At 32.3% G+C, this 24,397-nt stretch carries 25 protein-coding genes; 15 read left to right on the forward strand and 10 right to left on the reverse strand.

Annotation, left to right across the window (positions count from 1 at the left end; all coding sequences use genetic code 11):
* The first annotated feature begins 39 nt into the window (after positions 1–39).
* Entirely contained in the window at positions 40–1,797 is a 1,758-nt protein-coding gene (locus tag JJ844_03305; protein MBO6974702.1) for a DNA polymerase III subunit gamma/tau, read from the forward strand.
* Position 1,798: 1 nt separating this feature from the next.
* On the opposite strand, the gene JJ844_03310 is transcribed toward JJ844_03305, so the two are convergent.
* Both JJ844_03310 and JJ844_03315 read right to left on the reverse strand, forming a co-directional pair.
* On the reverse strand, positions 1,799–3,100 hold the full coding sequence (locus JJ844_03310; GenBank protein MBO6974703.1) for a glycosyltransferase family 2 protein: 1,302 nt from the start codon (positions 3,098–3,100) through the stop codon (positions 1,799–1,801).
* A gap of 26 nt (positions 3,101–3,126) precedes the next feature.
* Entirely contained in the window at positions 3,127–4,665 is a 1,539-nt protein-coding gene (locus tag JJ844_03315; GenBank protein ID MBO6974704.1) for a SpoIID/LytB domain-containing protein, read from the reverse strand.
* 91 nt (positions 4,666–4,756) lie between these two features.
* Between JJ844_03315 and rpmI the strand changes: the two genes are divergently transcribed.
* The 6 genes from rpmI to JJ844_03345 all read left to right on the forward strand — a co-directional run bounded on the left by rpmI (position 4,757) and on the right by JJ844_03345 (position 9,245).
* Entirely contained in the window at positions 4,757–4,954 is a 198-nt protein-coding gene (gene rpmI / locus JJ844_03320; GenBank protein MBO6974705.1) for a 50S ribosomal protein L35, read from the forward strand.
* 28 nt (positions 4,955–4,982) lie between these two features.
* Positions 4,983–5,330 carry a 50S ribosomal protein L20 gene (gene rplT / locus JJ844_03325; protein MBO6974706.1) on the forward strand — a complete coding sequence of 116 codons (348 nt, stop codon included), beginning with the start codon at positions 4,983–4,985 and terminating at the stop codon, positions 5,328–5,330.
* Between the two features lie 36 nt (positions 5,331–5,366).
* Positions 5,367–5,924, forward strand: coding sequence for a tetratricopeptide repeat protein (locus tag JJ844_03330; GenBank protein MBO6974707.1), 558 nt, complete (start codon positions 5,367–5,369; stop codon positions 5,922–5,924).
* A 2-nt stretch (positions 5,925–5,926) separates the two neighbouring features.
* Positions 5,927–6,721: a thiazole synthase gene (locus JJ844_03335; protein MBO6974708.1), complete on the forward strand. Its 795-nt coding sequence runs from the start codon at positions 5,927–5,929 to the stop codon at positions 6,719–6,721.
* 169 nt (positions 6,722–6,890) lie between these two features.
* A complete protein-coding gene (locus tag JJ844_03340; GenBank protein ID MBO6974709.1) occupies positions 6,891–8,084 on the forward strand; it encodes an NAD-dependent epimerase/dehydratase family protein in 1,194 nt (397 codons plus the stop codon).
* 27 nt (positions 8,085–8,111) lie between these two features.
* Positions 8,112–9,245, forward strand: coding sequence for a glycosyltransferase family 1 protein (locus JJ844_03345; protein ID MBO6974710.1), 1,134 nt, complete (start codon positions 8,112–8,114; stop codon positions 9,243–9,245).
* A gap of 12 nt (positions 9,246–9,257) precedes the next feature.
* Here JJ844_03345 and JJ844_03350 read toward each other — a convergent pair whose 3' ends face one another.
* The 5 genes from JJ844_03350 to JJ844_03370 form a co-directional block, all read right to left on the reverse strand.
* Positions 9,258–9,506, reverse strand: coding sequence for a hypothetical protein (locus tag JJ844_03350; protein MBO6974711.1), 249 nt, complete (start codon positions 9,504–9,506; stop codon positions 9,258–9,260).
* 130 nt (positions 9,507–9,636) lie between these two features.
* Positions 9,637–12,546, reverse strand: coding sequence for an aminomethyl-transferring glycine dehydrogenase (gene gcvP, locus JJ844_03355; protein ID MBO6974712.1), 2,910 nt, complete (start codon positions 12,544–12,546; stop codon positions 9,637–9,639).
* Between the two features lie 45 nt (positions 12,547–12,591).
* On the reverse strand, positions 12,592–12,981 hold the full coding sequence (gene gcvH, locus JJ844_03360) for a glycine cleavage system protein GcvH (GenBank protein ID MBO6974713.1): 390 nt from the start codon (positions 12,979–12,981) through the stop codon (positions 12,592–12,594).
* Positions 12,982–12,983: 2 nt separating this feature from the next.
* Entirely contained in the window at positions 12,984–14,276 is a 1,293-nt protein-coding gene (locus JJ844_03365) for an aminotransferase class I/II-fold pyridoxal phosphate-dependent enzyme (GenBank protein ID MBO6974714.1), read from the reverse strand.
* Between the two features lie 18 nt (positions 14,277–14,294).
* Positions 14,295–14,993 carry a hypothetical protein gene (locus JJ844_03370; GenBank protein ID MBO6974715.1) on the reverse strand — a complete coding sequence of 233 codons (699 nt, stop codon included), beginning with the start codon at positions 14,991–14,993 and terminating at the stop codon, positions 14,295–14,297.
* A gap of 75 nt (positions 14,994–15,068) precedes the next feature.
* Between JJ844_03370 and JJ844_03375 the strand changes: the two genes are divergently transcribed.
* From JJ844_03375 to JJ844_03395, 5 genes are read left to right on the forward strand one after another with little or no spacing between them, the layout of a single operon-like run.
* Entirely contained in the window at positions 15,069–16,007 is a 939-nt protein-coding gene (locus tag JJ844_03375; protein MBO6974716.1) for a fatty acid desaturase, read from the forward strand.
* Between the two features lie 20 nt (positions 16,008–16,027).
* The gene (gene rplI / locus JJ844_03380) at positions 16,028–16,483 is read left to right on the forward strand and encodes a 50S ribosomal protein L9 (protein MBO6974717.1); all 456 of its coding nucleotides are present in this window, start codon (positions 16,028–16,030) and stop codon (positions 16,481–16,483) included.
* Between the two features lie 58 nt (positions 16,484–16,541).
* Positions 16,542–17,924, forward strand: a complete 1,383-nt coding sequence (dnaB, locus tag JJ844_03385; GenBank protein ID MBO6974718.1) for a replicative DNA helicase — start codon at positions 16,542–16,544, stop codon at positions 17,922–17,924.
* A 12-nt stretch (positions 17,925–17,936) separates the two neighbouring features.
* Positions 17,937–19,904, forward strand: coding sequence for a tRNA uridine-5-carboxymethylaminomethyl(34) synthesis enzyme MnmG (mnmG, locus tag JJ844_03390; protein MBO6974719.1), 1,968 nt, complete (start codon positions 17,937–17,939; stop codon positions 19,902–19,904).
* Positions 19,905–19,952: 48 nt separating this feature from the next.
* Positions 19,953–20,528 carry a chorismate lyase gene (locus JJ844_03395; protein MBO6974720.1) on the forward strand — a complete coding sequence of 192 codons (576 nt, stop codon included), beginning with the start codon at positions 19,953–19,955 and terminating at the stop codon, positions 20,526–20,528.
* On the opposite strand, the gene JJ844_03400 is transcribed toward JJ844_03395, so the two are convergent.
* Together JJ844_03400 and JJ844_03405 are read right to left on the reverse strand one after the other, a co-directional pair.
* Positions 20,508–21,071: an RNA helicase gene (locus JJ844_03400; protein MBO6974721.1), complete on the reverse strand. Its 564-nt coding sequence runs from the start codon at positions 21,069–21,071 to the stop codon at positions 20,508–20,510. The genes JJ844_03395 and JJ844_03400 overlap by 21 nt on opposite strands.
* Before the next feature lie 84 nt (positions 21,072–21,155).
* Complete coding sequence (locus JJ844_03405; protein MBO6974722.1) at positions 21,156–21,683, reverse strand: SprT family zinc-dependent metalloprotease; 528 nt, start codon at positions 21,681–21,683, stop codon at positions 21,156–21,158.
* An 85-nt stretch (positions 21,684–21,768) separates the two neighbouring features.
* Here JJ844_03405 and JJ844_03410 point away from each other — a divergent pair, with 85 nt between their 5' ends.
* The 3 genes from JJ844_03410 (at position 21,769) to JJ844_03420 (ending at position 23,796) form a co-directional block, all read left to right on the forward strand.
* Entirely contained in the window at positions 21,769–22,188 is a 420-nt protein-coding gene (locus JJ844_03410) for a hypothetical protein (GenBank protein ID MBO6974723.1), read from the forward strand.
* Positions 22,189–22,212: 24 nt separating this feature from the next.
* Positions 22,213–23,526 carry an ATP-dependent DNA ligase gene (locus JJ844_03415; GenBank protein ID MBO6974724.1) on the forward strand — a complete coding sequence of 438 codons (1,314 nt, stop codon included), beginning with the start codon at positions 22,213–22,215 and terminating at the stop codon, positions 23,524–23,526.
* A 117-nt stretch (positions 23,527–23,643) separates the two neighbouring features.
* Positions 23,644–23,796, forward strand: a complete 153-nt coding sequence (locus tag JJ844_03420) for a hypothetical protein (protein ID MBO6974725.1) — start codon at positions 23,644–23,646, stop codon at positions 23,794–23,796.
* A 4-nt stretch (positions 23,797–23,800) separates the two neighbouring features.
* On the opposite strand, the gene JJ844_03425 is transcribed toward JJ844_03420, so the two are convergent.
* Positions 23,801–24,397 (reverse strand): TVP38/TMEM64 family protein, encoded by a 597-nt coding sequence (locus JJ844_03425; protein ID MBO6974726.1) that lies wholly within the window; start codon positions 24,395–24,397, stop codon positions 23,801–23,803.

Here is a 24,397-nt window from a genome sequence, read left to right on the forward strand (position 1 = left end):
TTAATAGAATCCCTAATTTTTCTAATTAATGAAAAATAAATGCCAAATATACATAAGCCTTTTCATCAAAAATATAGACCAAACAACTTAGACGAACTGGTTGGGCAAAAATTTATATCCATTACACTCAAACAAGCTCTATTAACAAAAAAAATTGCTCCTGCATATCTTTTTAATGGTCCAAGAGGCACTGGGAAAACATCAAGTGCAAGAATATTTGCAAAATCTCTAAATTGCCAGGCATTCGACCAACCTACGATAACTCCTTGTTGTAAATGTGACTTATGTAGACAAATTACAGATGGGAGCGCTCTAGATATTATCGAGATTGATGCAGCATCAAATACAGGAGTAGAAAATATAAGAGAAATTATAGAAAGAGCGAGATTTGCACCTACTCTAGCGAGATGGAAAGTCTATGTAATTGATGAATGTCATATGCTTTCAACGGCAGCTTCAAATGCTTTACTAAAAACTATTGAAGAACCGCCCTCAAGAGTTGTATTTATACTTGCGACGACAAATCCTGAGAGAGTATTAAATACAATAAAAAGTAGATGCCAAAAGTTTGATTTTAGAAGAATAAGCCCTAGTGATATTTTTCAACATTTATCAGAAATCGCCGAAAAAGAATCCATTAAGTACGAAGTTCAGGCATTAAAAATGATTGCAAAAAGGTCTAATGGAGGTATGAGAGATGCACAAAGCCTCCTTGAACAATTGAATCTTTTTCCAGAGGGGATAACAATTAATAATATCCAAAACCTCCTAGGAGAAGTATCAGAAAGTGAATTAACAAATCTGATTAAATCATTGGTTGAGAAAAATCCAGAGTCATTAATTTACACCTGCAACAAATTATATGATGCCGGAAACGAACCTCTTCAAATAATTTTAGGATTATTGAATATAACAAGAGATCTACTATTACACACTACAAATAATAAATATTCAGATCTTTATTATACGTCTGATGAATTTCAAGATGAGTTAGATAAAATCTCAAAAACAATAAATAAATCAACAATAATTAATTGGCATAATAATCTGAGAAATATTGAATATCAAATCAAATCAAGTGATAATCCAAGGCTTTGGTTTGAAATACATTTAACTGGTCTTCTGGATAGTCAAGAGATAAATAGTTTTGAAAATAAACAAGAAAGTAAAAATAATGCGACTGAGGAGAAGCATGAAAGTAAAAAAAACATTCCTCTTAATAAAAAAAATATTTCAGATGAGATTCCAAAACCAAGTATCCAAGAAGAGATAACTCACAAGGAATTGATCGAAAAAAAAGACGAAAAATTAGAAAAATTTGAAGTTCTTGAAAAAGAAAGTATTGAAAATATTTCTGAAAATAACCAAAATAATCCTGGATCAAATTTAAAAGATATATGGGAATTAATTCTTTCTAAAGTAGAGTTACCATCAACAAGAATGTTACTTTCACAACAAGCCGAACTTGAAAGTTTTGATTCCGAGAAAATCACAATTGCGTTATCTCCAAACTGGGAAAATATGATAAAAAGCAGAAAAGTTATAATTGAAAATACTGTAAAAAAAATATTTGGAGATCAAATAATACTTAATTTTTCAACCAAACAATTAAATAAAAGTAACCCAACAAACACTCCAGAAAAAAACCAAAATGAAGAAAGTAATTTTCGACCAATAAAAAAAATAGAAACAAAAACTAATTCTTCAACAAAAATGCCTAACGAGGAATCTTATGATGATAGTCCAAAAAACTTAGCAAATTTTTTTAATGGAGAAATTATAGATCTTGATGAATAAACTAAACTCCAGTATGAAGAGTTTTTCGCCAAAGTATCTTTTTGGGAAAAATAGACATCTTTAAAGTTACCCAAGGGATTACTAAAAACCAATGTGATAAATAAAAAACCGATACTAATACCATCAAAAAATTGCTTTTTTGTAATACAGGTACTTCGCTTTTACAAGAAGAACCGTACCAAAAAGCAATTCCAGATAACATAAAAGCTGTGAATGAAATAAGCCAGTAAATTGGTGAATCTAATAAAGCAATACTGAAAACTAAATCAAAAATAGAAATGATTGGAAGTGCATATTGCAAGATGAAAAAGTAAGTTAAATCAAATTTCTGCAAATAATCAACTTTATTAGTAAATAATTGATCTCCATAATCAAAGAATCTTTGCAAACCCCCCTCTGCCCATCTTTGCCTTTGCGCTAATAAAGCATTTAAATTCTCAACTGCTTCCTCCATGACTGGAGGATCCCATAAAATTCCAATTCTAGATTTTGATAATAATAATCTTAAACTCAAATCAAGATCATCTGTAACTGTATCTTCATTAAAAGAACCACATGACAATAATATTTCTTTCTTAATTAATTGGCCATTTCCCCTTAATTCAGAAACTCCAGCAACTGATAATCTTCCATATTGAAAGATTGCATCCATAGCCATCTCCATGGACTGACAGGAAGTTAAAAAATTCTTACTTACATTTGTTACTGATTTTCTTAGTTGAACCGCAGACCAATCACCCTCTTCTACAAAGGTAAATAATCTAATCAAGGAATCTTGTTTTAATTCAGCATCAGCATCCAAAACTAATAACCATTCACCATGAGTAAACTTCAAAGCATAATTTAAAGCTCCTGACTTTCCTCCTCCTGCGTTTGGAGAACGACTTACGACTTTTAGCTTTTCATATTGTCTAGATAATCGATTTAAAATTAAAGGCGTCTTATCAGAACTGCCATCATCGATTATGTAGATATTTAATTTATTTGTTGGATAATCTAAGCTAAATAATCTTTCAACTAATCTCTCTATGACATTCTCTTCATCTCGAGCTGCGACTAGAATATCAAGTACAGGTAACTCTTTATTGCTAATTCTGCTGCCTAAAGTATTTGAAAAGTTGTTCCTTTTGAAATTTCTAGAAATAACTATTAAACCGTAAAAAACAATCACAAAAGAAAGAGTCAATATAATAAAGAAGAAATTTTCGATATAGTAAGCATGAGGAATAAAAGCTACTAAAAAACAGGCACTAAGAAATATAAACGACTTCAATCTTCGATTTTTATAAAAACCCTTACTCATAAAAGTAAATTTTTAATTACTTAACTTCATTGAGACAATATCTCAAATTTTTTCAGTTTTGCATCTCGATAGTAATGATTCAATATTTGTTCATAAGAGAATCCTAATTTAGCCATTTCAATTGCTCCTGACTGAGATAAACCTACACCATGACCGAAGCCTCCTCCTCTCAAAAGCCATAAATCATCATTTAATTTATTAATAGTAAACAAATTACTAGGTATAAAATTTAATACTCGTCGAATATCATCTTTAACAAGAAGAATAGATTTATTACCTTTATCCGTTTGTATTGCCAATTTTGTTACTCTGCCACTAGGGCCACGTTCAATAGAATTTAAATCCAAAACATCGTCATTAATATTTATAAGTTTGTTTTTAATTAACTTTTCTTTAATTTCAAGACTAGAAATTTTCTTATTCCACCGAAAAAGAGAATGATTATTCCCATAAAACTGTTCTTTATCAAAATCTAAAAATTTATTTAAATCAGATTTATTTGTAATTGGAAGTTTAAAAATTTTATTTAATGACTTAGAACCATCAATGATTGAATTGAAATAAGAATAATCGTGAATTTGCCAAGACTCGCCTGAAGTAGCAGATACTCCGCCATTAGAGCCATGGTAAAAAGCATTTATTGGTTGATTTTTGTAAGTGAGAATTAAATTTGAAGTTGCTTCTATAGCTTTTTGTACGTTTTTATTTGAAATTTTAGAAGGCTTATAAACTTGACATTGAGTGGTTATACATAAATGATATTTATCCATACTGAATCGATCAGAATTAAATATTGCCCAAGTTCTTGCTATAACTGCTTGTGCCTTGAGTGCTTCTAAAGGAGAATTCGGTCCAATTTCATATGGCAAAACACCTGCCAAATAGTCATCAAATTCAATTTTTTGAATTAATGTCCAAGTACCATATGAATCTTCTACTAAATAAAAATTTTTACCAAAATTGATACCATTTATTTTTATTTCATCTTGAGCGTAAATATTTATAGGTCCTTCGAGTTTCATAAAACTATATTCATTTTTGAGAACTGGAGTAATTTGAAAATTTTTTATTTTTCTAGAAATCTTATTTTTTAATTCAAACTCTGGCAGATTATCTTCAAATGGAATCCATACTTCCCAATTTTTTGGGTAAGCAACAGTCGTCTCAAATCCTTTATCTATTAGTTTATCTGCTTGTTTTTTTGCTGATTCATAGCTTGCAAAAGGACCAAAAATAATTCTTTCAATGATTTTTGGATTGTTGATAGGTTGATCAAACCAGGCTATATTAATTTGTTTTGATTTATGTTTGATACCGTTGGAAGATATTAGCTTTACAAAGCCTTTATCAGTTACAAAGTTAATATTCTTCTTCTTGGAAAAACTATCATTTTTTCCTCCAAGATATTGCTTTAAACCAATTAAAAATTTTCCTTTTTTAATTTCATTATTAAGTTCAATCTTTTGTAATTCTTCTCCTTTTATAATTGGAGTAAATTTAGTGTTTATAAATAAAAGAGAAATACATCCTAAAAATAAGTTTAAAAAGGCAAATTTAAGTTTCATAAGTTAAAAATTTCTTTATCAATTAAAAACTTTAATTTGCACCAATGCATATAAAGGTTTAGATTATCCTAATTAAACACATTTGACTTAAATGTCTAAACTAAAAACTCGTAAATCAGCTGCCAAAAGATTTAAAGCTACTGCGACGGGTAAATTCATGAGAAGAAGAGCTTTCCATAATCATCTACTTGATCATAAAAGCTCGAAATTAAAAAGACATCTATCAACAAAAGCCGTAGTTGATGAAAGAGATGCTGATAATGTAAGATTAATGATCCCATACGCATAAATTTTTAACCCATTTTCCTTAGATATTCATGGCACGCGTAAAAAGAGGCAACATAGCCAGAAAAAGAAGAAACAAAATCTTAAATCTTGCAAAAGGGTTTAGAGGTGGAAACAAAAATCTTTTCAGAACCGCTAATCAAAGAGTCATGAAAGCTCTTTGTAATGCTTACAGAGATAGAAGGAGAAGAAAAAGAGATTTCAGAAGACTTTGGATTTCTAGAATTAATGCATCAGCAAGAATAAATGGGACTAACTACAGCAAGTTAATAAATGGCATGAAAAATTCAGAAATTATCATTAATAGAAAAATGCTTGCTCAATTAGCCCTAAACGATCCAAAGTGTTTTGAAAAAATAGTTTCTTCCGTTAGTAAGTAGAAAAAAGAATATAATCTAGAAAAGTAATTATAAATAATGGAAATATCTTCCTTTCAATCTTATTTAATAATTCTTTTTATTGTATTAATAATAATTTCTATTTTTGTATTCAGACAATTTCTAAAAACAAGAAGTGAAGAATTAAATTTAGTGAAATTCGAGCAAAAAGGTTTAGATTCTCTCACTCAAGCTACCGAATTATATGAATTTGGGTCTATTCAGATAAAAAAAAGATTATATTCTGAAGCTACTAAAACTTTTTTAAAAGCAATTGAAAATTATGAAAATGAACCTGATGAAGCCAAAGCGATAATAAATAATGCTTTAGGATTTTCTTATGCTGCTCAAAATGAATTTAAGAAAGCAATTAAACACTACAAATCTGCAATAAAATCACTTCCAGAATATCCCATAGCCCTAAATAACCTCGCATCAGCGCAACAGCGTTTACTTGATTACGACTTGGCATATGAAACTTATCAAAAGGTTTTGGTGATAGATCCAAACAACCAAACTGCAATTAAAAAAAGTAAGGAGTTAGAAAAAAGAAACAATTATAAACCTTATAAAGGTATTAAAGATAAGGGATTTTAAATATGGAAAATTATTCTTCTTTACTAATTGGTGGAAAAAAATTTTCCAGTAGATTAATGGTTGGTACTGGCAAATACAAATCTACTAAAGATATGGTGGAAAGTTTGTCAAATTCTGAAACGGAAATTATAACCGTCGCTGTTAGAAGAATTAAAAATGATCAGACCGGAGAAAATTTACTCGAAAAGATCAACTGGGGAAAATACTGGATGCTTCCTAATACAGCTGGTTGTGTTAATTCTGATGAGGCAGTCAGAATAGCAATTTTAGGTAGAGAACTTGCAAAATTATCTGGTCAAGAAGAAAATAATTTTGTGAAGTTAGAAGTTATTCCTGACAAAAAGTATTTGCTGCCAGATCCAATAGAAACTCTTAAAGCAGCCGAAATTTTAATAAAAAAGGGTTTCGCTGTACTACCTTATATCAATGCAGATCCTATTCTTGCAAAAAGACTAGAAGAAATAGGTTGTGCAACTTTAATGCCATTGGGCTCGCCCATAGGCTCAGGGCAAGGTTTGTTAAATTTATCAAATATAAGGATAATTATTGAGAATGCAAATGTGCCAGTAATAATTGACGCAGGAATTGGGGTACCTAGTGAAGCTTCTCAAGCTATGGAAATTGGAGCTGATGGTGTTTTAATCAATAGTGCAATAGCACAAGCTGCAAATCCTCCTCTAATGGCTCAAGCGATAAACTATAGTGTGAAAGCTGGCAGGCAAGCTTTTCTGGCAGGAAGAATTAAAAAACAAGACTTTGCAGTAGCAAGTTCGCCAGAAAAAAACATATCTATCTAATTCTTAAATTGAGAAAAGTTTAAAAAGAAAGTAAAAATTTATTATTTGCTTTTATTTATCGTATTAAGAAAGAAGATTTGAAACTATTTACAATGTTTTTTCGCAAAGTGGAAGCACACTGTAGTAATTTAATAAATATATTATGAATCTTTTAATTCTGGAGTTCTGAGTGAAAGTTATTGTTCTAGGTGGAGATGGTTTTTGCGGTTGGCCTTGTGCGGTGAATTTAGCAGAGCAAAATCATGATGTTATTATTGTCGACAATTTAAGTCGTAGAAAAATTGATATTGATCTAGAGGTAGAATCTTTAACTCCAATTGCTTCGATAACAGAACGACTTTCTGCATGGGAAGAGATTGGGGGTAAGCCTATGAGATTTCTTAATATGGATATCTCTAAACAATATCAAAAATTGCTCAATTTGCTAATTGATGAAAAACCAGATTCTGTGATCCATTTTGCAGAACAAAGAGCAGCACCTTACTCGATGAAATCCAGTTTCACCAAAAGATATACAGTAGATAATAATGTTAATGGCACCCACAACCTTCTTGCTGCAATAGTAGAGAGTAATTTAGATATTCATGTTGTTCATTTAGGAACAATGGGGGTCTATGGGTATGGATCACATAGAGGTGCAACAATTCCAGAAGGTTATCTAAAAGTTGAAGTTCCACAACCAGATGGAAGCCGATTTGAAGAAGAAATATTACACCCGGCGAGTCCAGGTAGTGTTTACCATATGACTAAAACCTTAGATCAATTATTATTTCTTTACTACAACAAAAATGATCTTGTAAGGATTACTGATTTGCATCAAGGCATTGTTTGGGGAACAAATACAGAAGCAACTTTAAAAGATCCTAGATTGACAAACCGATTTGACTATGACGGAGATTATGGAACTGTTTTAAACAGATTTCTAATGCAAGCTGCAATTGGATATCCATTAAGTGTACATGGGACAGGCGGGCAAACAAGAGCATTTATACATATAAAAGACTCTGTAAAATGCGTACAACTTGCTCTTGAAAATCCTCCAAAATCTGGAGAAAGAGTCAAAATCTTTAATCAAATGACTGAGAGTCATCAAGTTGGAGAACTAGCTAAAAAAGTAGCTTCTCTAACAGGAGCTGATATTAATTATTTACCAAATCCAAGGAATGAAGCGGTAGAAAATGATCTAATTGTTGATAATAAATGTTTTATAGAATTAGGTTTAAACCCAACGACTCTTGATAATGGCTTATTAGAAGAAGTTGTTGAAGTTGCCAAAAAATACTCCAATAGATGTGATCTTAAGCGCATACCTTGTGTTTCATCCTGGACTAAAAAACAAGCTGAGGCAATAAAGACAAATTAAAATTTCTAAAATAGTTACCTTAAGAAAGTGAAAATTGCATTGTTTACTGAAACTTTTTTACCTAAAGTTGATGGCATAGTCACAAGACTGACTAAAACGATTGAATTTTTAATAAAAAATGGTGATGAAGTTATAATTTTTTGTCCAGAAGGGTGTCCAGAATCATATATGGGTGCAACTGTAGTTGGAGTTGCTGCAATGCCATTACCCTTATACCCAGAGTTAAAGCTTGGTTTACCGGGTCCTGCAGTCTCAGATAAGTTAGAAAAATTTAATCCAGATTTGATACATGTTGTTAATCCAGCTGTACTTGGCTTAGGTGGCATATGGTTAGCGAAAACTAATAATATTCCTTTAATTGCCAGTTACCATACTCATCTTCCAAAATATCTGGAACATTACGGTATGGGTATGTTAGAGCCACTTTTATGGGAATTACTTAAAGCAGCTCATAATCAAGCCTTGTTAAATTTATGTACTTCCACCGCTATGGTAAATGAGTTAAAAGATAAAGGTATTCAAAGGACTGCTCTATGGCAAAGGGGAGTAGATACTTTCAATTTCAGACCAGATTTGAGAAGTGAGAAAATGAGAAAAAAATTATTTGGGGAATATAACGACGCTAATTACTTATTAATTTATGTAGGAAGATTATCAGCAGAAAAACAAATTGAGAGAATTAAACCAGTCTTAGAAAGTATTCCTAATGCTTGCCTAGCACTTGTAGGTGACGGACCATATAGAAACCAGCTTGAAAAAATCTTCGAAAATACAAAGACTAATTTCATAGGATACTTATCTGGCGATGAACTTGCTAGCGCCTATGCCTCTGGAGATATATTTTTATTTCCATCTAGTACAGAAACACTTGGGTTAGTTTTGCTAGAAGCAATGGCAGCAGGATGTCCAGTTATCGGAGCCAACAAGGGGGGGATACCAGATATTATTAGCGATGGGATTAATGGTTGTTTATATGATCCTGATGAAAAAGATAATGGGGAACAAAGTTTGATTAAAGCGACAAAAAAAATTCTAGAAAATGAAGATAAAAGAGAAGTTATGAGAAAAGAGGCACGAAACGAAGCAGAAAAATGGGATTGGAATCAAGCAACACTACAACTGCAAAACTATTATGCAGATACTCTCAAAGAAATAGATTAAAATTAATCTTAATTATGCTACGTGTGGAGGCGTAGGATTATTATACGAACTTAAAGGAAGTATTAGAGTAGCGATATTTTGATTCTTTTCAGGCCTTTTTTTCTTAGAGAATTTTTTGCCAAAGGGTACTCTTATAACATTAGTTCCCTCAATGGAACAAATGTTTGAGTTATCTCCTGAAAAATTATTGCCAAAATTTGGTAAATCTACATTTTTAACTGGCAAGTGCTTAACATTACCAGATTTAAAATCTTTGGTCATAGCTTCAAATACCCCAAAAAAATTTGATGCTCGAATATTTTAATAAAAAAATTTAAAAAAATTCTATAAGAAAATATTAAATTTTTATTCTCACTGATAATAACTAAGTAAATATAAGGACGCTAGTCCTTTAAGCACATTTTTTTTCTTCGAAAATCTCGCCTTGATTTACATTGCAAGAACAGATTAAATTGCGATCGCCATATGCATTATTGATCCTAGAAACTGAAGACCAAAACTTAATAGACGTTGGCGTTTTATAAGGAAAAGAAGCTTTTTCTTTTGAATAAGGATAATGCCAATTATCAGCAATTAACTCTTTCAGCGTATGGGGAGCGTTACTTATTACATTATTATTCTTTAATGCAACATTTTTTTCTATTTCGCTGATTTCTTCTCCAATCAATAGCATAGCTTCGCAAAATCTATCCAATTCAACCAAACTTTCACTTTCAGTAGGCTCTATCATTACCGTCTCTGGAACAGGCCAACTTATAGTTGGGGCATGAAAACTATAATCTATTAATCGTTTAGCTAAATCATTTACGCTCAAACCAGTTTTGGATTTTAAATCCCTGAAATCTAAAATACATTCATGTGCGACAAAATTATTTTTTCCTTTATAAAGAATCTTAAATTTATGCTTTAAAGAATGCGCAATATAATTTGCAGATAAAATTGCATGCGCAGTTGCTTTCCTTAAACCACTAAGACCAGCCATTTTTATATACATCCAACTTATTGGAAGAATACTTGCACTCCCATGCTTGGCAGAAGATACGTAATTGGAGCTAATAGATAAATTATTATCCATTAAAGAATGAGTAGGAAGAAATTGGCTTAAAGTTTCTGATGCAGCAACTGGACCTACTCCTGGGCCACCACCTCCATGTGGAATGCAGAATGTTTTATGTAAATTCAAATGACAAACATCAACACCATAATTCCCCGGTTTACATAATCCAACCTGAGCGTTCAAATTTGCTCCATCTAAATAGACAAATCCTCCCACAGAGTGAATTAAATCACATATCTTTCTGATTTGTAATTCAAAAACTCCATGAGTAGAGGGATAAGTCAACATAAGAGCCCCTATTTGGTTATTAAATTTCTTGACCTTGATTGACAAATCTTCAAAATCAATATTTCCTTCGTCATCACATTCAACAGTTAAAACTTCAAAACCTGCCATAACTGCACTAGCAGGATTTGTTCCATGGGCACTTTTTGGAATTAAACATTTTTTTCTTGACAGTTCACCTTTTGATTCAAAATAAGAATTTATTGCCAATAAACCTGCAAACTCTCCTTGAGAGCCTGCATTTGGTTGAAAAGAAACTGATTTTAAACCAACAATCTCACTTATCCATTTTTCTAGGTCAGATATAATTTTTGAATAGCCTTTAGTTTGATCTCGTGGTGAAAAAGGATGAATGGAAGATAAATTAGCCCAAGAGACTGGATTTAACTCTGCTGCAGAATTTAATTTCATGGTACAGCTTCCCAATGGCATCATCCCATCTACCAAAGAAAAATCTTTTTCTGCAAGTCGGAATATATATCTCATTAATTCAGTTTCACTTTGGTAATTTGTGAATATATCTTGCTGCATCCATGCACTGGATCTCAAAGCTAAACTTTCAAGATGAAATTCTTTATCAAATTTTATTTGCTCTAAATCTTCTTCTTTTTCTATGAGGTTTGCTATGAAAGTCAAAATATCTTTTATTTCTTTTTCATTACTAAGCTCATCTAAAGAGATCCCAAAGCCAGTTGAATTTTCAATAGTTGATCCCAACGGCAAAATTCTTAAGTTATAGCCATTTTTTAGAGCTTCTTTATGGATCCTCTGGGAGTGCTCAGAATAAACATCAACACTATCAAATCTAATCCCATCAGGAATATCAAAACCCAAAGCAGCTAAACTTGATTCTAAATTTATTCTCAACTCAACTAATCTCTTAGCAATTTGGGTTAATCCGGAGGGTCCATGATAAATAGCATAAAAAGAAGAAATTATGGCTAACAAAGATTGAGCAGTGCAAATATTACTAGTGGCCTTTTCCCTTCGAATATGTTGCTCTCTTGTTTGCAATGCTAGTCTTAGAGACTTTTCTCCATTTTTAGATAGAGTTTGCCCAACAATTCTTCCGGGTATCAGCCTTTTATATTTTTCACTACAAGCAAAATATGCTGCATGGGGGCCACCAAAACCCAATGGAACTCCAAATCTTTGCATACTTCCCACTGCTACATCGACACCAAATTCAGAAATTGGTTTAATCAAAACTTGTGCTAGTGGATCAATACATGCCGTAACAATAATTTCTGATCTATGTGCTTGAGATATTAAGAATGTAGGATCATATAATTCTCCATTTTTACCAGGTAATTGCAACAACATTCCAAAAACATCATCATGATTAGGAAGGTTACTTTGAGTAAAGCGTTTTAAGGATATTCCCAAAGGTTTTGCTCTGGTTTGTAGAACATTAAAAGTATGATCAAAAACGTTTGACTCCACTAAGTACACTTTTGAAGATTTATTTTTTCTTGCAGCAAAACTCATGGCCATAGCTTCTGCAGCAGCAGTACCCTCATCCAACAAAGATGCATTGGCGACAGGGAATCCTGTTAGTTCACAAACAATAGTCTGAAAATTAAATAGAGCTTCTAATCTTCCTTGTGCAATTTCTGCTTGATATGGAGTATAAGACGTGTACCACCTTGGATTTTCAAGAACATGTCTTTGGATTACTTTAGGCATATGATTGTCATAATAACCAAGGCCTATAAGTGATCTCATTTTAGTATTTTTATTCGCAATCTCTTCTAATTCATTTAAGGCCTCAATTTCTGAACAACCTTGAGGCAATATTTCTGAAGATTTATCTTTAAGCTGAATATCTTCAGGAATAACTTGATTTATAAATTGATCAATATTGTTAAAACCAAGCTTGTTCAGCATGACTCTTTCATCATTATCTCCTAACCCAAGATGCCTATCTATAAACAAATCAGACCCAAATTTGGATGTCATATTAAAATATTTTTCTTTAAAATAGCTCTTTTTAAAAAGTTTGCCTTATTTTGGTACAACCTTTAATTGATATTCCTCAGAAGTCATCAAATCAGCAATCGATGCTTTTGATTCTGGTTTCAAAATTACTAACCAACCGTCTCCAATCGGATCATTCTGTAAAAGCTCAGGGTTCTCAATAACACTTTCATTTACAGATACTATTTCTCCTGAAAAAGGCAGATAGACTTCCTCTACGGCCTTAACTGATTCTATTGTTCCAAAAGTCTCGCCTTTCTCTAAAGTCGCCCCTTCATCAGCTAATTCAACAAAAACAATATCTCCTAATTGATCTATAGCGAATTCACTAACTCCAATTTTTAATAATCCATTTTCTTCCAAGACATATTCATGAGTATCAGCATAGTTGAGGTTGTCTGGAAACTTGTAAGACATGATTAAGTAGATAAAGGAAGTAGAGAATCCTTTGAAATTAATTTTTCCTCTAATAGTTCAGATAATAATCGAATTAATGCAATTTTGATGTGAGCTATGTGAGAACCACCTTGAACAAAAATATTGTAAGGATCTCTTAGAGGGGCATCAGCAGAAAATTCACTTGTACTACCTTCAATAAAAGTACCGCCTGCCATTAATAATTTGGAATCATATCCATCCATTGATGATGGAACAACATTCAGAAAAGAATCTACTGGTGAAGAATTTTGAAAAGATTGACAAACTTTTTGTACCAAATCAGGATTATTCAATCTTACTGACTGAATAAGATCAGATCTATAAGTTGCTGGCTCTGGTAAAACCTTAAATCCCAAATTTTTAAAGACTGCTGCAACCATATCAGCACCTTTTAGTGATTCGTGAACAATTTGTGGTGCTAAAAACAAACCCTGCAAAATTAATCTTCCTAGTCCAAAATTTATTCCTGCAGAAGAACCAATGCCTGGTGAGGTTAATCTAGAACATGCCATCTCAACCAACTCTGCATCTCCTGCAACGTACCCACCAGTTGGAACGATTGTTCCTCCTAAATTTTTAATCAATGATCCTGCAATTATATTTGCTCCTTTAGAAATTGGTTCACTATCTTCAACAAGCTCCCCATAACAGTTATCAACAAAACATATACAATTAGGATCAAGGGAATGAATAAGACTACAAATTTTCTGTATCTGATGATTCGTAAGAGACTTTCTCCAACTATATCCACAACTTTTTTGTATGAATACTAATTTGCATGTATTTTCTTCAAAAGAATGAACAATTTGTTCTTCAAAAGAATCAAAATTCTCGCAGATATTTATTTGCTTATATTCAATATCAAAATCTTTAAGTGAGCCTTTTCCTCCTCCCCTTATTCCTATGACTTCTTCTAACGTGTCATATGGTTGTCCTGTAAGAGATAACATTACATCTCCAGGTCGAAGTATTCCAAATAAGACAGAACTTATTGCATGCGTTCCACTTACAAATTGCATCCTTACAGCAGCCTTTTCAGCAAGAAACAATCTTGCAAAAACCGCATCAATTTTTTCTCTAGATATATCATCATGACCACTACCAGAAGATTGATTGAAATGACTAGTAGAAACTTTTTCTTCCTTAAAAATTGTCAAAATATTTTCTAATTTCTGGAAAACCTGATTAGACCTTTCTTGGAATACTTTACTTAAACTCTCTTCAACAGAAAGAACAGCGTTTTCAGCCAGTTTTAAGTTATTATCAAGAGTCATTTATTATGAAAATTCATGTTATTTTTTAGAAGCTAAATTTCTTAATTCTGCGAGGAAAGCATTAGGTCCTCTGCCCTGAAAATAAGAAAGTTTTTTTGAAGCCTCATATAAATCAAGAAGTTCTCCATCTAATTCTTCTGCCGTATAATCTCTGATTCCTGCAATTACCTCAGCAAAACGTTCTCTACGGGCAGATTTATTGACAGCATAGGCCTCCATTACCAGCATTTTACATGATCTCCAAGCCTTATTCTGACAAAAATGCACTGAAAGAGCATCACTTAAACCAGAGGCTTCTTCATCTTCTATGTACCAGTCAAAGGATGAAGGTAGAGGTTTTAATCCTGAAAATATCTCGAATAACTCCCCGGCCGACAATGGATCACCAGAATCATTTTTTAGGGGTAATGCAGACTCTTCCAAAGATTTCCATAACTCTGGGTAATCACTTTCAAAACGATCCCTGATTTTTTCAATGCCTTGATCAAGAATCGTATTAACTTGAGCTAAAGCAAGAAAAACTTCAGGGCCTGGCGAAGATAACTTCCCATTTCTAAGATTAGAAATTTGCGAATTATGAACTTTACCTAAATCAAGAACTTCTGAAAGTAATGGCAATACTCTGTGAGACCAACCATTTCTTTCATGCCAGAGGTGTATCAAATGAGCCATAGCCCTTCGACCTCTAGATAATTTATCGCGATATCCGAGACTCACAGATAATCAATCTTATCAATAGTATAGTATGATAATATTACATATCGGTAATTTTGAAAATAGTATTTCAATATCATGAATTCAGTAATTTTCCAAGAAACAGCAAAATTAAAAAAACCTGTTCCAACTGAAAAAGTTATAGAACTCTCAGAAAAATTACTGGAACCTTCCAGTCATTCAAAAAGATATCCTCCCAGACTACATAAAACGTGGGGGACAATAGTTTTTATGGTTGCCATACATATTCTTTCCCTTGTAGCTTTACAACCAAAATTTTGGAGTCTCCCTGCTGTCACTTCATTATTATTTTTTTACTGGGTAACTGCTTGTTTAGGAGTCACCCTTGGATATCACAGATTGTTATCACACAGATCGTTCGTTGTACCAAGATGGTTAGAAAGGTTTTTTGCTACCTGTGGAGCTATAAGTTGCCAGCATGGACCAATAGATTGGGTAGGTTTACATAGGCATCACCACTCTTTTTCAGATACTGAAGTAGATCATCACAATAGTAAAAAGGGGTTTTGGTGGAGTCATATGGGTTGGATGTTTAAAGACGTAGAAGCACTAAAAGCTGTTCCAAAACTAAGTGCAGATTTAATTAAGGATCCATACTATAGATTTTTAAATAAATATTTTTTACTCTTACAAATTCCTATTGGACTTTCTTTGTACGCAATAGGTCAAAAATTAGGAGTTGGAGGATGGGCTCTAGTCCTTTGGGGAATCCCATTGAGGCTTGTGGTTGTTTATCACGTAACTTGGCTAGTAAACTCCGCGACGCATTGTTGGGGTAAAGCACCATTTGAAAGTGGTGATTCATCTAAAAATAATGCGTGGGTTGCTGCATTAACCTTTGGAGAAGGTTGGCATAACAATCATCATGCATTTCCCAATTCTGCAAAACAAGGATTATTTAGAGGTCAGATAGATATAACATGGGAACATATTAAGATTCTTGCGAAATTTGGTCTTGCAAAAAAAGTAAAGTTACCCTCTAGGTCGTATTATTAACTATATTGTTTAATATTTTCATGGCTAAAAGAGTACAAGTCGCATTAACTGAATCAATCGCATCACTGGGTAAAGAAGGAGATCTAGTTGAAGTAGCACCTGGATACGCAAGAAATTTTCTATTACCTTATGGCAAGGCAATGAATGTAACACCAGCTGTCCTTAAACAAATTGAAAGGAAGAAAGAAAAAGAAAAAATCGCTGCTGATAAATTAAAGCAAGAAGCTTTAGATTTTCAAACTGCATTATCTACAATAGGTAGGTTCACTATCAAAAAACAGGTTGGAGAAGATGGTGTCCTTTTTGGAACAGTTACCAATGGTGATGTTGCCGAAGCGATAGAAGCGGCTACTAAAAAAGAAATTGATAGAAGAAACATTACTGTTCCTGATATTCATAATTTAGGTTCCTTTACTGCAAAAATAAAATTACATCCAGAAGTAAATGCAGAAGTAAATATTGAAGTAACAAGTTAATCAATTTGTTGCATTATTTTGAAAAGTAGCCAGAGTATATATCTAAGCAATTAAAGATATGGTTTCCGTACCTTTTCCAAATAATGGGCAAAATAAAAATTTTAAAAAGGATTTTAATAGTGAAAATGCTGGATTAGTTCCTCCTCAAAACGTTCAAGCAGAGGAAGCTGTTCTTGGTGGCATACTTCTTGATCCAGACGCGATCGGAAGAATTGCAGATTTAATTAAACCTGAAGCTTTTTATATAAATGCCCATCAAGAGATTTATAGAACAGCATTAATGTTGCATACCCAGGGAAAACCAACTGATTTAACATCAATGAGTGCTTGGTTAGCAGATAATGGATCACTAGAAAAAATTGGAGGGAATAGCAAACTTGTAGAGCTAGTTGAAAATGTTTCCTCTACAGCTTCTATAGAACAAGTTGCTAATTTAATTAACGACAAATTCATGAGAAGGCAACTTATTAGATCTGGGAATGAAGTGGTTCAACTAGGTTTTGATCAAACTCAAGATACTAATGAAGTTCTAGATAAAGCAGAGCAAAAAATATTTGAAATCAGTCAAGAAAAACCTTCAAAAGGTCTGACTCAAGCCGCTGAAATCCTTACAAGTACTTTCAATGAAATAGAGTCAAGATCATTAGGTACTTCAGTAGCTGGAATTCCAGTAAATTTCTATGATCTTGATGCAATGACTCAAGGTTTTCAAAGAAGTGATTTAATAATTGTTGCTGGTAGACCTTCAATGGGAAAAACTTCAATGGTTCTTAATCTGGCTAAAAATGTTGCACAATCTCAAGATTTACCTGTGTGTGTATTTAGCCTTGAAATGAGTAAAGAACAGTTGACATATAGACTACTTTCTATGGAAGTGGGAATCGAAAGTGGAAGGCTAAGAACAGGAAGATTACAGCAAGATGAATGGCCATTACTCGGAGAAGGTATCAATTCATTAGGTCAATTACCAATTTTTATAGATGACAAGCCTAACTTAAGTGTTCTAGAGATGAGATCTCTGTGCAGAAGATTAATAGCTGAACAAAAAAAAGAACTTGGATTAATTGTGATTGATTATCTGCAGTTGATGGAAGGATCAACCCCTGATAATAGAGTGCAAGAACTTTCACGAATAACGAGAGGTCTTAAAAGCATGGCCAGAGAATTAAAAGTACCAGTAGTAGCTTTATCTCAGCTTAGTAGAGGGGTTGAGTCTAGAACAAATAAAAGACCAATGTTAAGCGATCTAAGAGAATCAGGATCTATTGAACAAGACGCAGATCTAGTATTAATGATTTATAGAGATGAATACTATAATCCGGAGACTGAAGATAGAGGAATTACAGAAATCATTGTCACTAAACATAGAAATGGACCCGTAGGAACTGTTAAATTATTATTTGAACCTCAATTTACGAGATTTAGGAATTTAGCTAATTAAATCGCTCCTAAAATGCATGATAATCACTCAACAAATGAATCTTTTGACGTCATCGTTATTGGAGGAGGACATGCAGGATGCGAAGCAGCTATAACAACAGCAAAATTAGGATTTTCTACAGCCTTATTTACAATCAATTTAGATAGGATTGCCTGGCAACCTTGCAACCCTGCAGTTGGCGGGCCGGCAAAAAGTCAGTTGGTACATGAAGTTGATGCATTAGGTGGAATTATTGGTAAATTAGCTGATGAAACAGCTATACAAAAAAGAATATTAAATGCAAGTAGAGGCCCAGCTGTATGGGCATTAAGAGCTCAAACAGATAAAAGAGAATACTCAAAAAAGATGATTGAAATACTACAAAATACAGATAATTTATCTTTAAAAGAAGCAATGATTACTGAACTGGATATTGCAAAAACTGAAGAAATTGGATTGAACTCAAAAAAAATCTTTAAAAAAAGAATAAAAGGTGTAAGGACTTTCTTTGGTAGTTATTACTCAGCTAGATCAGTTATCATCACAGCTGGCACGTTCTTAGAAGGAAGAATATGGATAGGAAATAAATCAATGTCAGCTGGTAGGTCGGGCGAACAAGCAGCAAAAGGACTTACCCAAAATTTACACGAAATTGGTATCAAAACAGAACGTTTAAAAACAGGAACTCCAGCAAGAGTTGATAAAAGAAGTATCATTTTTGATGAATTAGATATACAACCAAGTACTGCAGCAGATAAATATTTTTCTTTTGACCCAGATATAAAAAATAATATGCCCCAAGTTAGTTGTCACATCACAAGAACAACTACCGAAACACATCAACTAATTCGAGACAATTTACATTTAACACCCATTTACGGCGGTTTTATTGATAGTAAGGGGCCAAGATATTGTCCTTCTATTGAAGATAAAATCGTTAAATTTGCTGATAAAGAATCACATCAAATTTTCTTAGAACCAGAAGGAATTAATACTCCTGAAATATATGTGCAAGGATTTTCTACAGGTTTACCCGAAAATATTCAATTAAAACTTTTAAGAACCTTACCGGGATTAAGTGAATGTAAAATGTTGCGTCCAGCATATGCTGTAGAGTATGACTATATACCTGCAACACAGCTCCAAACATCACTAGAAACGAAAGAAATTGAATATTTGTTTAGCGCCGGACAAATTAATGGGACTACTGGTTATGAAGAAGCAGCAGCACAAGGGTTAGTTGCAGGAGTCAATGCTACAAGAAAACTAAACAAAAAAGACCCAATAATCTTCACCAGAGAAAGCAGTTATATAGGAACAATGATCAATGATTTAATTACCAAAGATCTCAAAGAACCATACAGAGTTCTCACTAGCAGGAGTGAATATAGGTTGACCCTTAGAGGAGATAATGCAGATAGGCGATTAACCCCATTAGGTTATGAAATAGGGTTAATTGATGAGAAAAGATGGTCGGTCTATCAAGAAAAAATGAGACTCCTAGAAGAAGAGAAATTAAGATTAAAAAACACTCGATTAAAAAACACGGATGAAATATCAAAAAAACTAGAATTAGCCACGGGATCAAAAATCAAAGGCTCAATAACTTTGAAAGAACTCTTAAAAAGACCAAACTTTCATTATTCAGATTTAATTAAATATAATTTGACTGAAAAAAATATAGCTTCTTCAATACAAGAAGGTGTTGAAATAGATATTAAATACGAGGGTTACCTTAAAAGACAAAAAAACAACATTGAACAAATAAATCGTCAAAGCTGTAAATCTCTGCCTCTAGAAATAAATTATGAAAAGATAGATACATTATCTTTAGAAGCTAGAGAAAATTTGAATAAGATAAAGCCAAAAAATTTTGGTGATGCTTCAAAAATTCCTGGGGTTAGCAAAGCTGATTTAACTGCTTTACTTGTTTGGCTAAAAATAAGAGAGATAAAAAAAGATAAGGCAAATATTTTTGCTAAAAAAAAGTTATCATCTTAAAAGCACTCCGTCAGAGCACTGAATAATAAACTTTTTAACTCTCCAAAAATTTTATGGGAAGAAAAAGCCTCTAATTTTTTAGTGAAGAATTCACTACCAAAAATATCTGGTCCATGGAAATTAATGCTGCTTGGGGATGGAAGTCCAACTAGACATCTGCAGCTTTTAACTAATCAAGAGACAAAAATTAAATTAATTTCAATGCAATTAGATCCTCTATCCACTAAAGAAGGCCCTAAAGAATTGAATCAGTTAAAAGGCCCTTTAATTAGAAGACAGGTATGGATCAAAAGCAATAATAAAAACCTAGCATGGGCAGAAAGTTGGTGGAATGCAGATCAAGTGAATGAAAATTTAAAAGCCAAAGAAGAGCCAATTTGGAAGAATTTGACACAAGACAGATCAGAATTATTTAGAGAAGTTGATCGTATTTCACTTGTCAATGCAAAATGGTTAGAAGATCAATTTTGCTTTAAAGGTCCATTCTGGTCAAGAAATTACAGATTTTTTCGAGACAAAAAACCCTTAACAATTATAAGGGAGGTTTTCAATCCAAATTTAGAAACTTTACTGGGTTATTCAGGAATTAAAGAATTTACCAAACTATACTCTTCTTCTTCTTGATCTGGGAAGATTTCTTGATTTTGATTGAACTTGTTGGATTGATTGATCTCTCGAAGTATTATTCTCATTTTCTGAAGCTCTTTGCCATCTTTCAACCTTGAAATCCATTTCATCTGGCCAATCTTCATCCTTACTCTCTTTCAAATAGGGTAATTTTTTTTGCTCAGTTGTCTGTAAATTTTTTGGTTGCCTTAAAGATATTGCTTCTAAAGGTCTTTTTGAATACTTTGTAGTAGATTCATAAGAATTTGATTCTCTAGAAAATGTCTTAATATCGCTTTGATCATCATTAAAATTCTCATCATTCCAATCATCATTTTCTTCATCAAAAAATAAATCCACTTTTTTAGACACCCATCTTCCTACTTTTTTAACACTCTTACTTGTTATTCCTTGAAAATCTGAGTTCCTTCTTTTACCTGGCCTAGCACCAGATACTCCATCAACGAATTGTCTTCCAGTTTCAAAAATTTTATCAACTTGTTTATCAACAATATTTCTATCAAAACTATTTCTAAGATTTCTAATTCTCCTTGAATCCATAAATTATTGTTCTTTTTAAAATATAAATTACATTAAAAAAATAAATAATTCCAAAGATAGAAACAAAAACACATCTAATTATTTCTAATCAAACAAAATTAAACACTTTTTATTCCATGATCCATTGAAGAAATTTACACAACATTTTTTACAGGCTATATTCTTTATTCTTTTTCTGTAGAAAAATTTCTCACCACAATTTTGACAAGTTCCTATGTATTTTAATTCTCTCCTTTCAATAGGAAATGAGTGCCTTACAGAAATTTGAAAATTCTTCTCTTTCTCATTAATTTCATTCATCTTTTCTAAGAAATTTGGACCATGTATCTCATTTTTTTTTAATATCCTATCTACCCATGCATGAATCATTTCATGACATAAAGTACTGTTTATTTCACTATTAGATAATTTACTCAAAATAGGTTTCGATAAGATAATTTCAGAATCTACAAGACCATTAATTCTTTTTCTTTTATAAAAACCAGCAGTAGTTTTTAATCTATTATCACTCCATCTAACTTTTACTAATGGTTGATTATTAACCGCTAGAGAATTTTCAAAATATTGGCTATTAAATTTATGAAATAAAGGTAAAAGAGGAATTACAGGCATTATGGATTAAAATTAGTATTATTTTGACAAAAAAAGCCATCAAAAACGATTTCTTTTCTTAAAGTAATAAAAAACTTAAATCAACATGGATGCAACACTAGTTAAAGATATCGGAATTAAAGCATTATTAGTAGGCGGAGCTGTACTAGTTTCTTTTTGGACTTTTAATGCAGTCAAATTAGTTATAAGCGCCAGAGGAATTAATCCATTAGTGAGAAAGTTTTTTGATCAAATAGCTGCTGGCAGAATTGATGCAGCGTATGGTTTAACTACAAAAACTTATAAAACGCATGTGAAGCGCCAAGACTTTCTTAAATTTTTAGCTAGTTTAAACCTCAATAAATATAGAAATTTAAAATCAGGAAGACCTAGAGTCCAAGAAGATCAAATCATAATAACTTTGAATTTAAAATCAGAAGATAAACAAGATGAGCTCCCATTAGATTTTACTTTCGCAAAAACTGACAATGATTGGAAAATAGACAGAATAGCAAAAGTGAATTAATAATTTCTTGTGAGGCAAAAAGAATTGTTTAAAGAAGAGATAATAAATCAACTAGAATTACATCCAAGTAGATTAGATAAAGAGAAAATCATCTCAGAAGCAATGGAAGATGGTTTAGATGATTTTTTTGAGGGCATCCGTATGGCACTTGATCCATTGGTAACTTTTGGTGTAAAAATTGTTCCTGAAAAAGAGAATGAAAAAAGTCAAAATTTTTTATGGAAAGATTTTAGGGAATTAGCAAATAAGCTTATTCAAAGAGAGCTTACTGGTCACGCTGCTCGCGATGCAATTCTTACGGCTATGGAATCTGCCACAAAAGAAGAGTGGAATGGATTTTATAGACGAGTTTTAATTAAAGATCTTAGATGTGGTGTATCTGAAAAAACAATCAACAAGATAGCCAAGAAATTTCCCAAATATGCGATTCCTATTTTTTCTTGTCCTTTAGCTCATGACAGTGCAAATCATGAAAAAAAAATGATAGGAAAAAAGCAAATTGAAATCAAATTAGATGGTGTGCGCGTCTTAACTATTATTAGAAAAAATAAAGTAGAAATGTTTTCTCGTAATGGGAAACAATTCCATAATTTTGGTCATATTATCTCAGAAATAGAAAACGTCTTAAAAGAAGATCCTGCACCTCATGACTTAGTCCTAGATGGTGAAGTAATGAGCGCTAACTTTCAGGATTTAATGAAACAGGTTCATAGAAAAGATGGCAAACAAACAAAAGACGCAGTTCTACATCTATTTGACTTATGTCCCCTTGAAGACTTCCAAAAAGGGCGATGGAACACTAGTCAAACAGCAAGAAGTTTATTAGTAAAAGAATGGGTAGCTAAACATTCTTTACTTCTTAGACATATAAAAACACTTGACTGGGAAAATGTAGACCTCGACACCAATGAGGGACAGAAAAGATTTGTAGAGCTGAATAAATCTGCTGTGGAGGGTGGATATGAAGGAGTAATGATTAAAGATCCTGATGCAATGTATGAATGTAAAAGAACACACAGTTGGTTAAAAGCAAAACCTTTCATTGAAGTCACTTTAAAGGTTGTATCTGTTGAGGAAGGCACAGGTCGCAATAAAGGTAGACTAGGAGCTGTACTAGTAGAAGGTGAAGATGATGGGCATGAATACAGTCTTAGTTGTGGAAGCGGATTTAGTGATATCCAACGTGAAGAATATTGGTCAAAACGGAATCAACTGATTGGTCAACTTGTAGAAATCAGGGCTGATGCTAAAACTAAATCCAAGGATGCGGTGACTTTTAGTCTGAGGTTTCCTAGATTCAAATGCTTTAGAGGATTTAAAGCTGGAGAAAAAGTTTAAATTTTAAAAAATAGTATTCCACAAAGTAGTCTATGAAGAATGTGGTTTTTAAGTAAAAAAACTAAAAATCTTGTCTATAAAATGTAAGAATAATCATCAGGACTTTAAGAGAGACTTATGACAAAGAAAAAAGTTTTCAACTTCATAAAAACACCTTGTGGACAAGCAAAATATATCGAATTAGAAGCCAACAAAACTCTACTAGGTAAATTTAGGCTTTTGTGGTTTATCTTAATTGCATCTATTAGAGATTGGAATATTAAAGAGTAAATTCTTAGAATTTTTCAAAATATTCCCTGGAATATTTAGCTGAGAAATATACAACTAAAAAAGTTGAAATAATTCCAACAATAGTCATATATAAATTATTTGGTGATTGGACATTTTTTAGCTCCTGGATATTTTTTGCCAAACTACCTATTGAGCAATAAAGAAAAGTTCCTGGAATTATTCCAAAAAGACCAATAGCGAAATCTCGAAATTTAACATTATTCAAACCATAAAAATAATTAAGAATACTAAAAGGAAATATCGGAGATAATCTTGCTAAAAAAATTAATTTAAGTCCGCCTTTTTCTACTACTTTTTCCATAACACTTAATTTTGGATAACGACTAAAAAGATTTTTTAGCTTTTTTGCAAAAAAACTTTTTGATACAAAAAAAGCAACTGATGCTCCTAAGGAAGCGGAGAAAAAAACGATAATTGATCCTAAATATGAGCCATATAAAAAACCTGATAATAAAGATAACCAAGAAGCTGGGAGTATTAATAAAACAATTAAAATATAAATGCAAACAAACGAAAATATCCCAATTCCAGTATTAAAAAAAAAAGACAAATTATAAATATTTTCAAGAAATATATTCAT

Source organism: Prochlorococcus marinus CUG1435, assembly GCA_017644375.1.
GTDB lineage: Bacteria > Cyanobacteriota > Cyanobacteriia > PCC-6307 > Cyanobiaceae > Prochlorococcus_A > Prochlorococcus_A marinus_AH.

What these genes read in the sequence shown, in the direction of transcription:
- JJ844_03305 (MBO6974702.1), top strand. Translation starts at nt 40, where the DNA reads ATGCCAAATATACATAAGCCTTTTCATCAAAAATATAGACCAAACAAC.
- JJ844_03310 (MBO6974703.1), bottom strand. Translation starts at nt 3,100, where the DNA reads ATGAGTAAGGGTTTTTATAAAAATCGAAGATTGAAGTCGTTTATATTT.
- JJ844_03315 (MBO6974704.1), bottom strand. Translation starts at nt 4,665, where the DNA reads ATGAAACTTAAATTTGCCTTTTTAAACTTATTTTTAGGATGTATTTCT.
- rpmI (MBO6974705.1), top strand. Translation starts at nt 4,757, where the DNA reads ATGTCTAAACTAAAAACTCGTAAATCAGCTGCCAAAAGATTTAAAGCT.
- rplT (MBO6974706.1), top strand. Translation starts at nt 4,983, where the DNA reads ATGGCACGCGTAAAAAGAGGCAACATAGCCAGAAAAAGAAGAAACAAA.
- JJ844_03330 (MBO6974707.1), top strand. Translation starts at nt 5,367, where the DNA reads ATGGAAATATCTTCCTTTCAATCTTATTTAATAATTCTTTTTATTGTA.
- JJ844_03335 (MBO6974708.1), top strand. Translation starts at nt 5,927, where the DNA reads ATGGAAAATTATTCTTCTTTACTAATTGGTGGAAAAAAATTTTCCAGT.
- JJ844_03350 (MBO6974711.1), bottom strand. Translation starts at nt 9,506, where the DNA reads ATGACCAAAGATTTTAAATCTGGTAATGTTAAGCACTTGCCAGTTAAA.
- gcvP (MBO6974712.1), bottom strand. Translation starts at nt 12,546, where the DNA reads ATGACATCCAAATTTGGGTCTGATTTGTTTATAGATAGGCATCTTGGG.
- gcvH (MBO6974713.1), bottom strand. Translation starts at nt 12,981, where the DNA reads ATGTCTTACAAGTTTCCAGACAACCTCAACTATGCTGATACTCATGAA.
- JJ844_03365 (MBO6974714.1), bottom strand. Translation starts at nt 14,276, where the DNA reads ATGACTCTTGATAATAACTTAAAACTGGCTGAAAACGCTGTTCTTTCT.
- JJ844_03375 (MBO6974716.1), top strand. Translation starts at nt 15,069, where the DNA reads ATGAATTCAGTAATTTTCCAAGAAACAGCAAAATTAAAAAAACCTGTT.
- rplI (MBO6974717.1), top strand. Translation starts at nt 16,028, where the DNA reads ATGGCTAAAAGAGTACAAGTCGCATTAACTGAATCAATCGCATCACTG.
- dnaB (MBO6974718.1), top strand. Translation starts at nt 16,542, where the DNA reads ATGGTTTCCGTACCTTTTCCAAATAATGGGCAAAATAAAAATTTTAAA.
- mnmG (MBO6974719.1), top strand. Translation starts at nt 17,937, where the DNA reads ATGCATGATAATCACTCAACAAATGAATCTTTTGACGTCATCGTTATT.
- JJ844_03400 (MBO6974721.1), bottom strand. Translation starts at nt 21,071, where the DNA reads ATGGATTCAAGGAGAATTAGAAATCTTAGAAATAGTTTTGATAGAAAT.
- JJ844_03405 (MBO6974722.1), bottom strand. Translation starts at nt 21,683, where the DNA reads ATGCCTGTAATTCCTCTTTTACCTTTATTTCATAAATTTAATAGCCAA.
- JJ844_03410 (MBO6974723.1), top strand. Translation starts at nt 21,769, where the DNA reads ATGGATGCAACACTAGTTAAAGATATCGGAATTAAAGCATTATTAGTA.
- JJ844_03420 (MBO6974725.1), top strand. Translation starts at nt 23,644, where the DNA reads ATGACAAAGAAAAAAGTTTTCAACTTCATAAAAACACCTTGTGGACAA.
- JJ844_03425 (MBO6974726.1), bottom strand. Translation starts at nt 24,397, where the DNA reads ATGAATATATTTCTTGAAAATATTTATAATTTGTCTTTTTTTTTTAAT.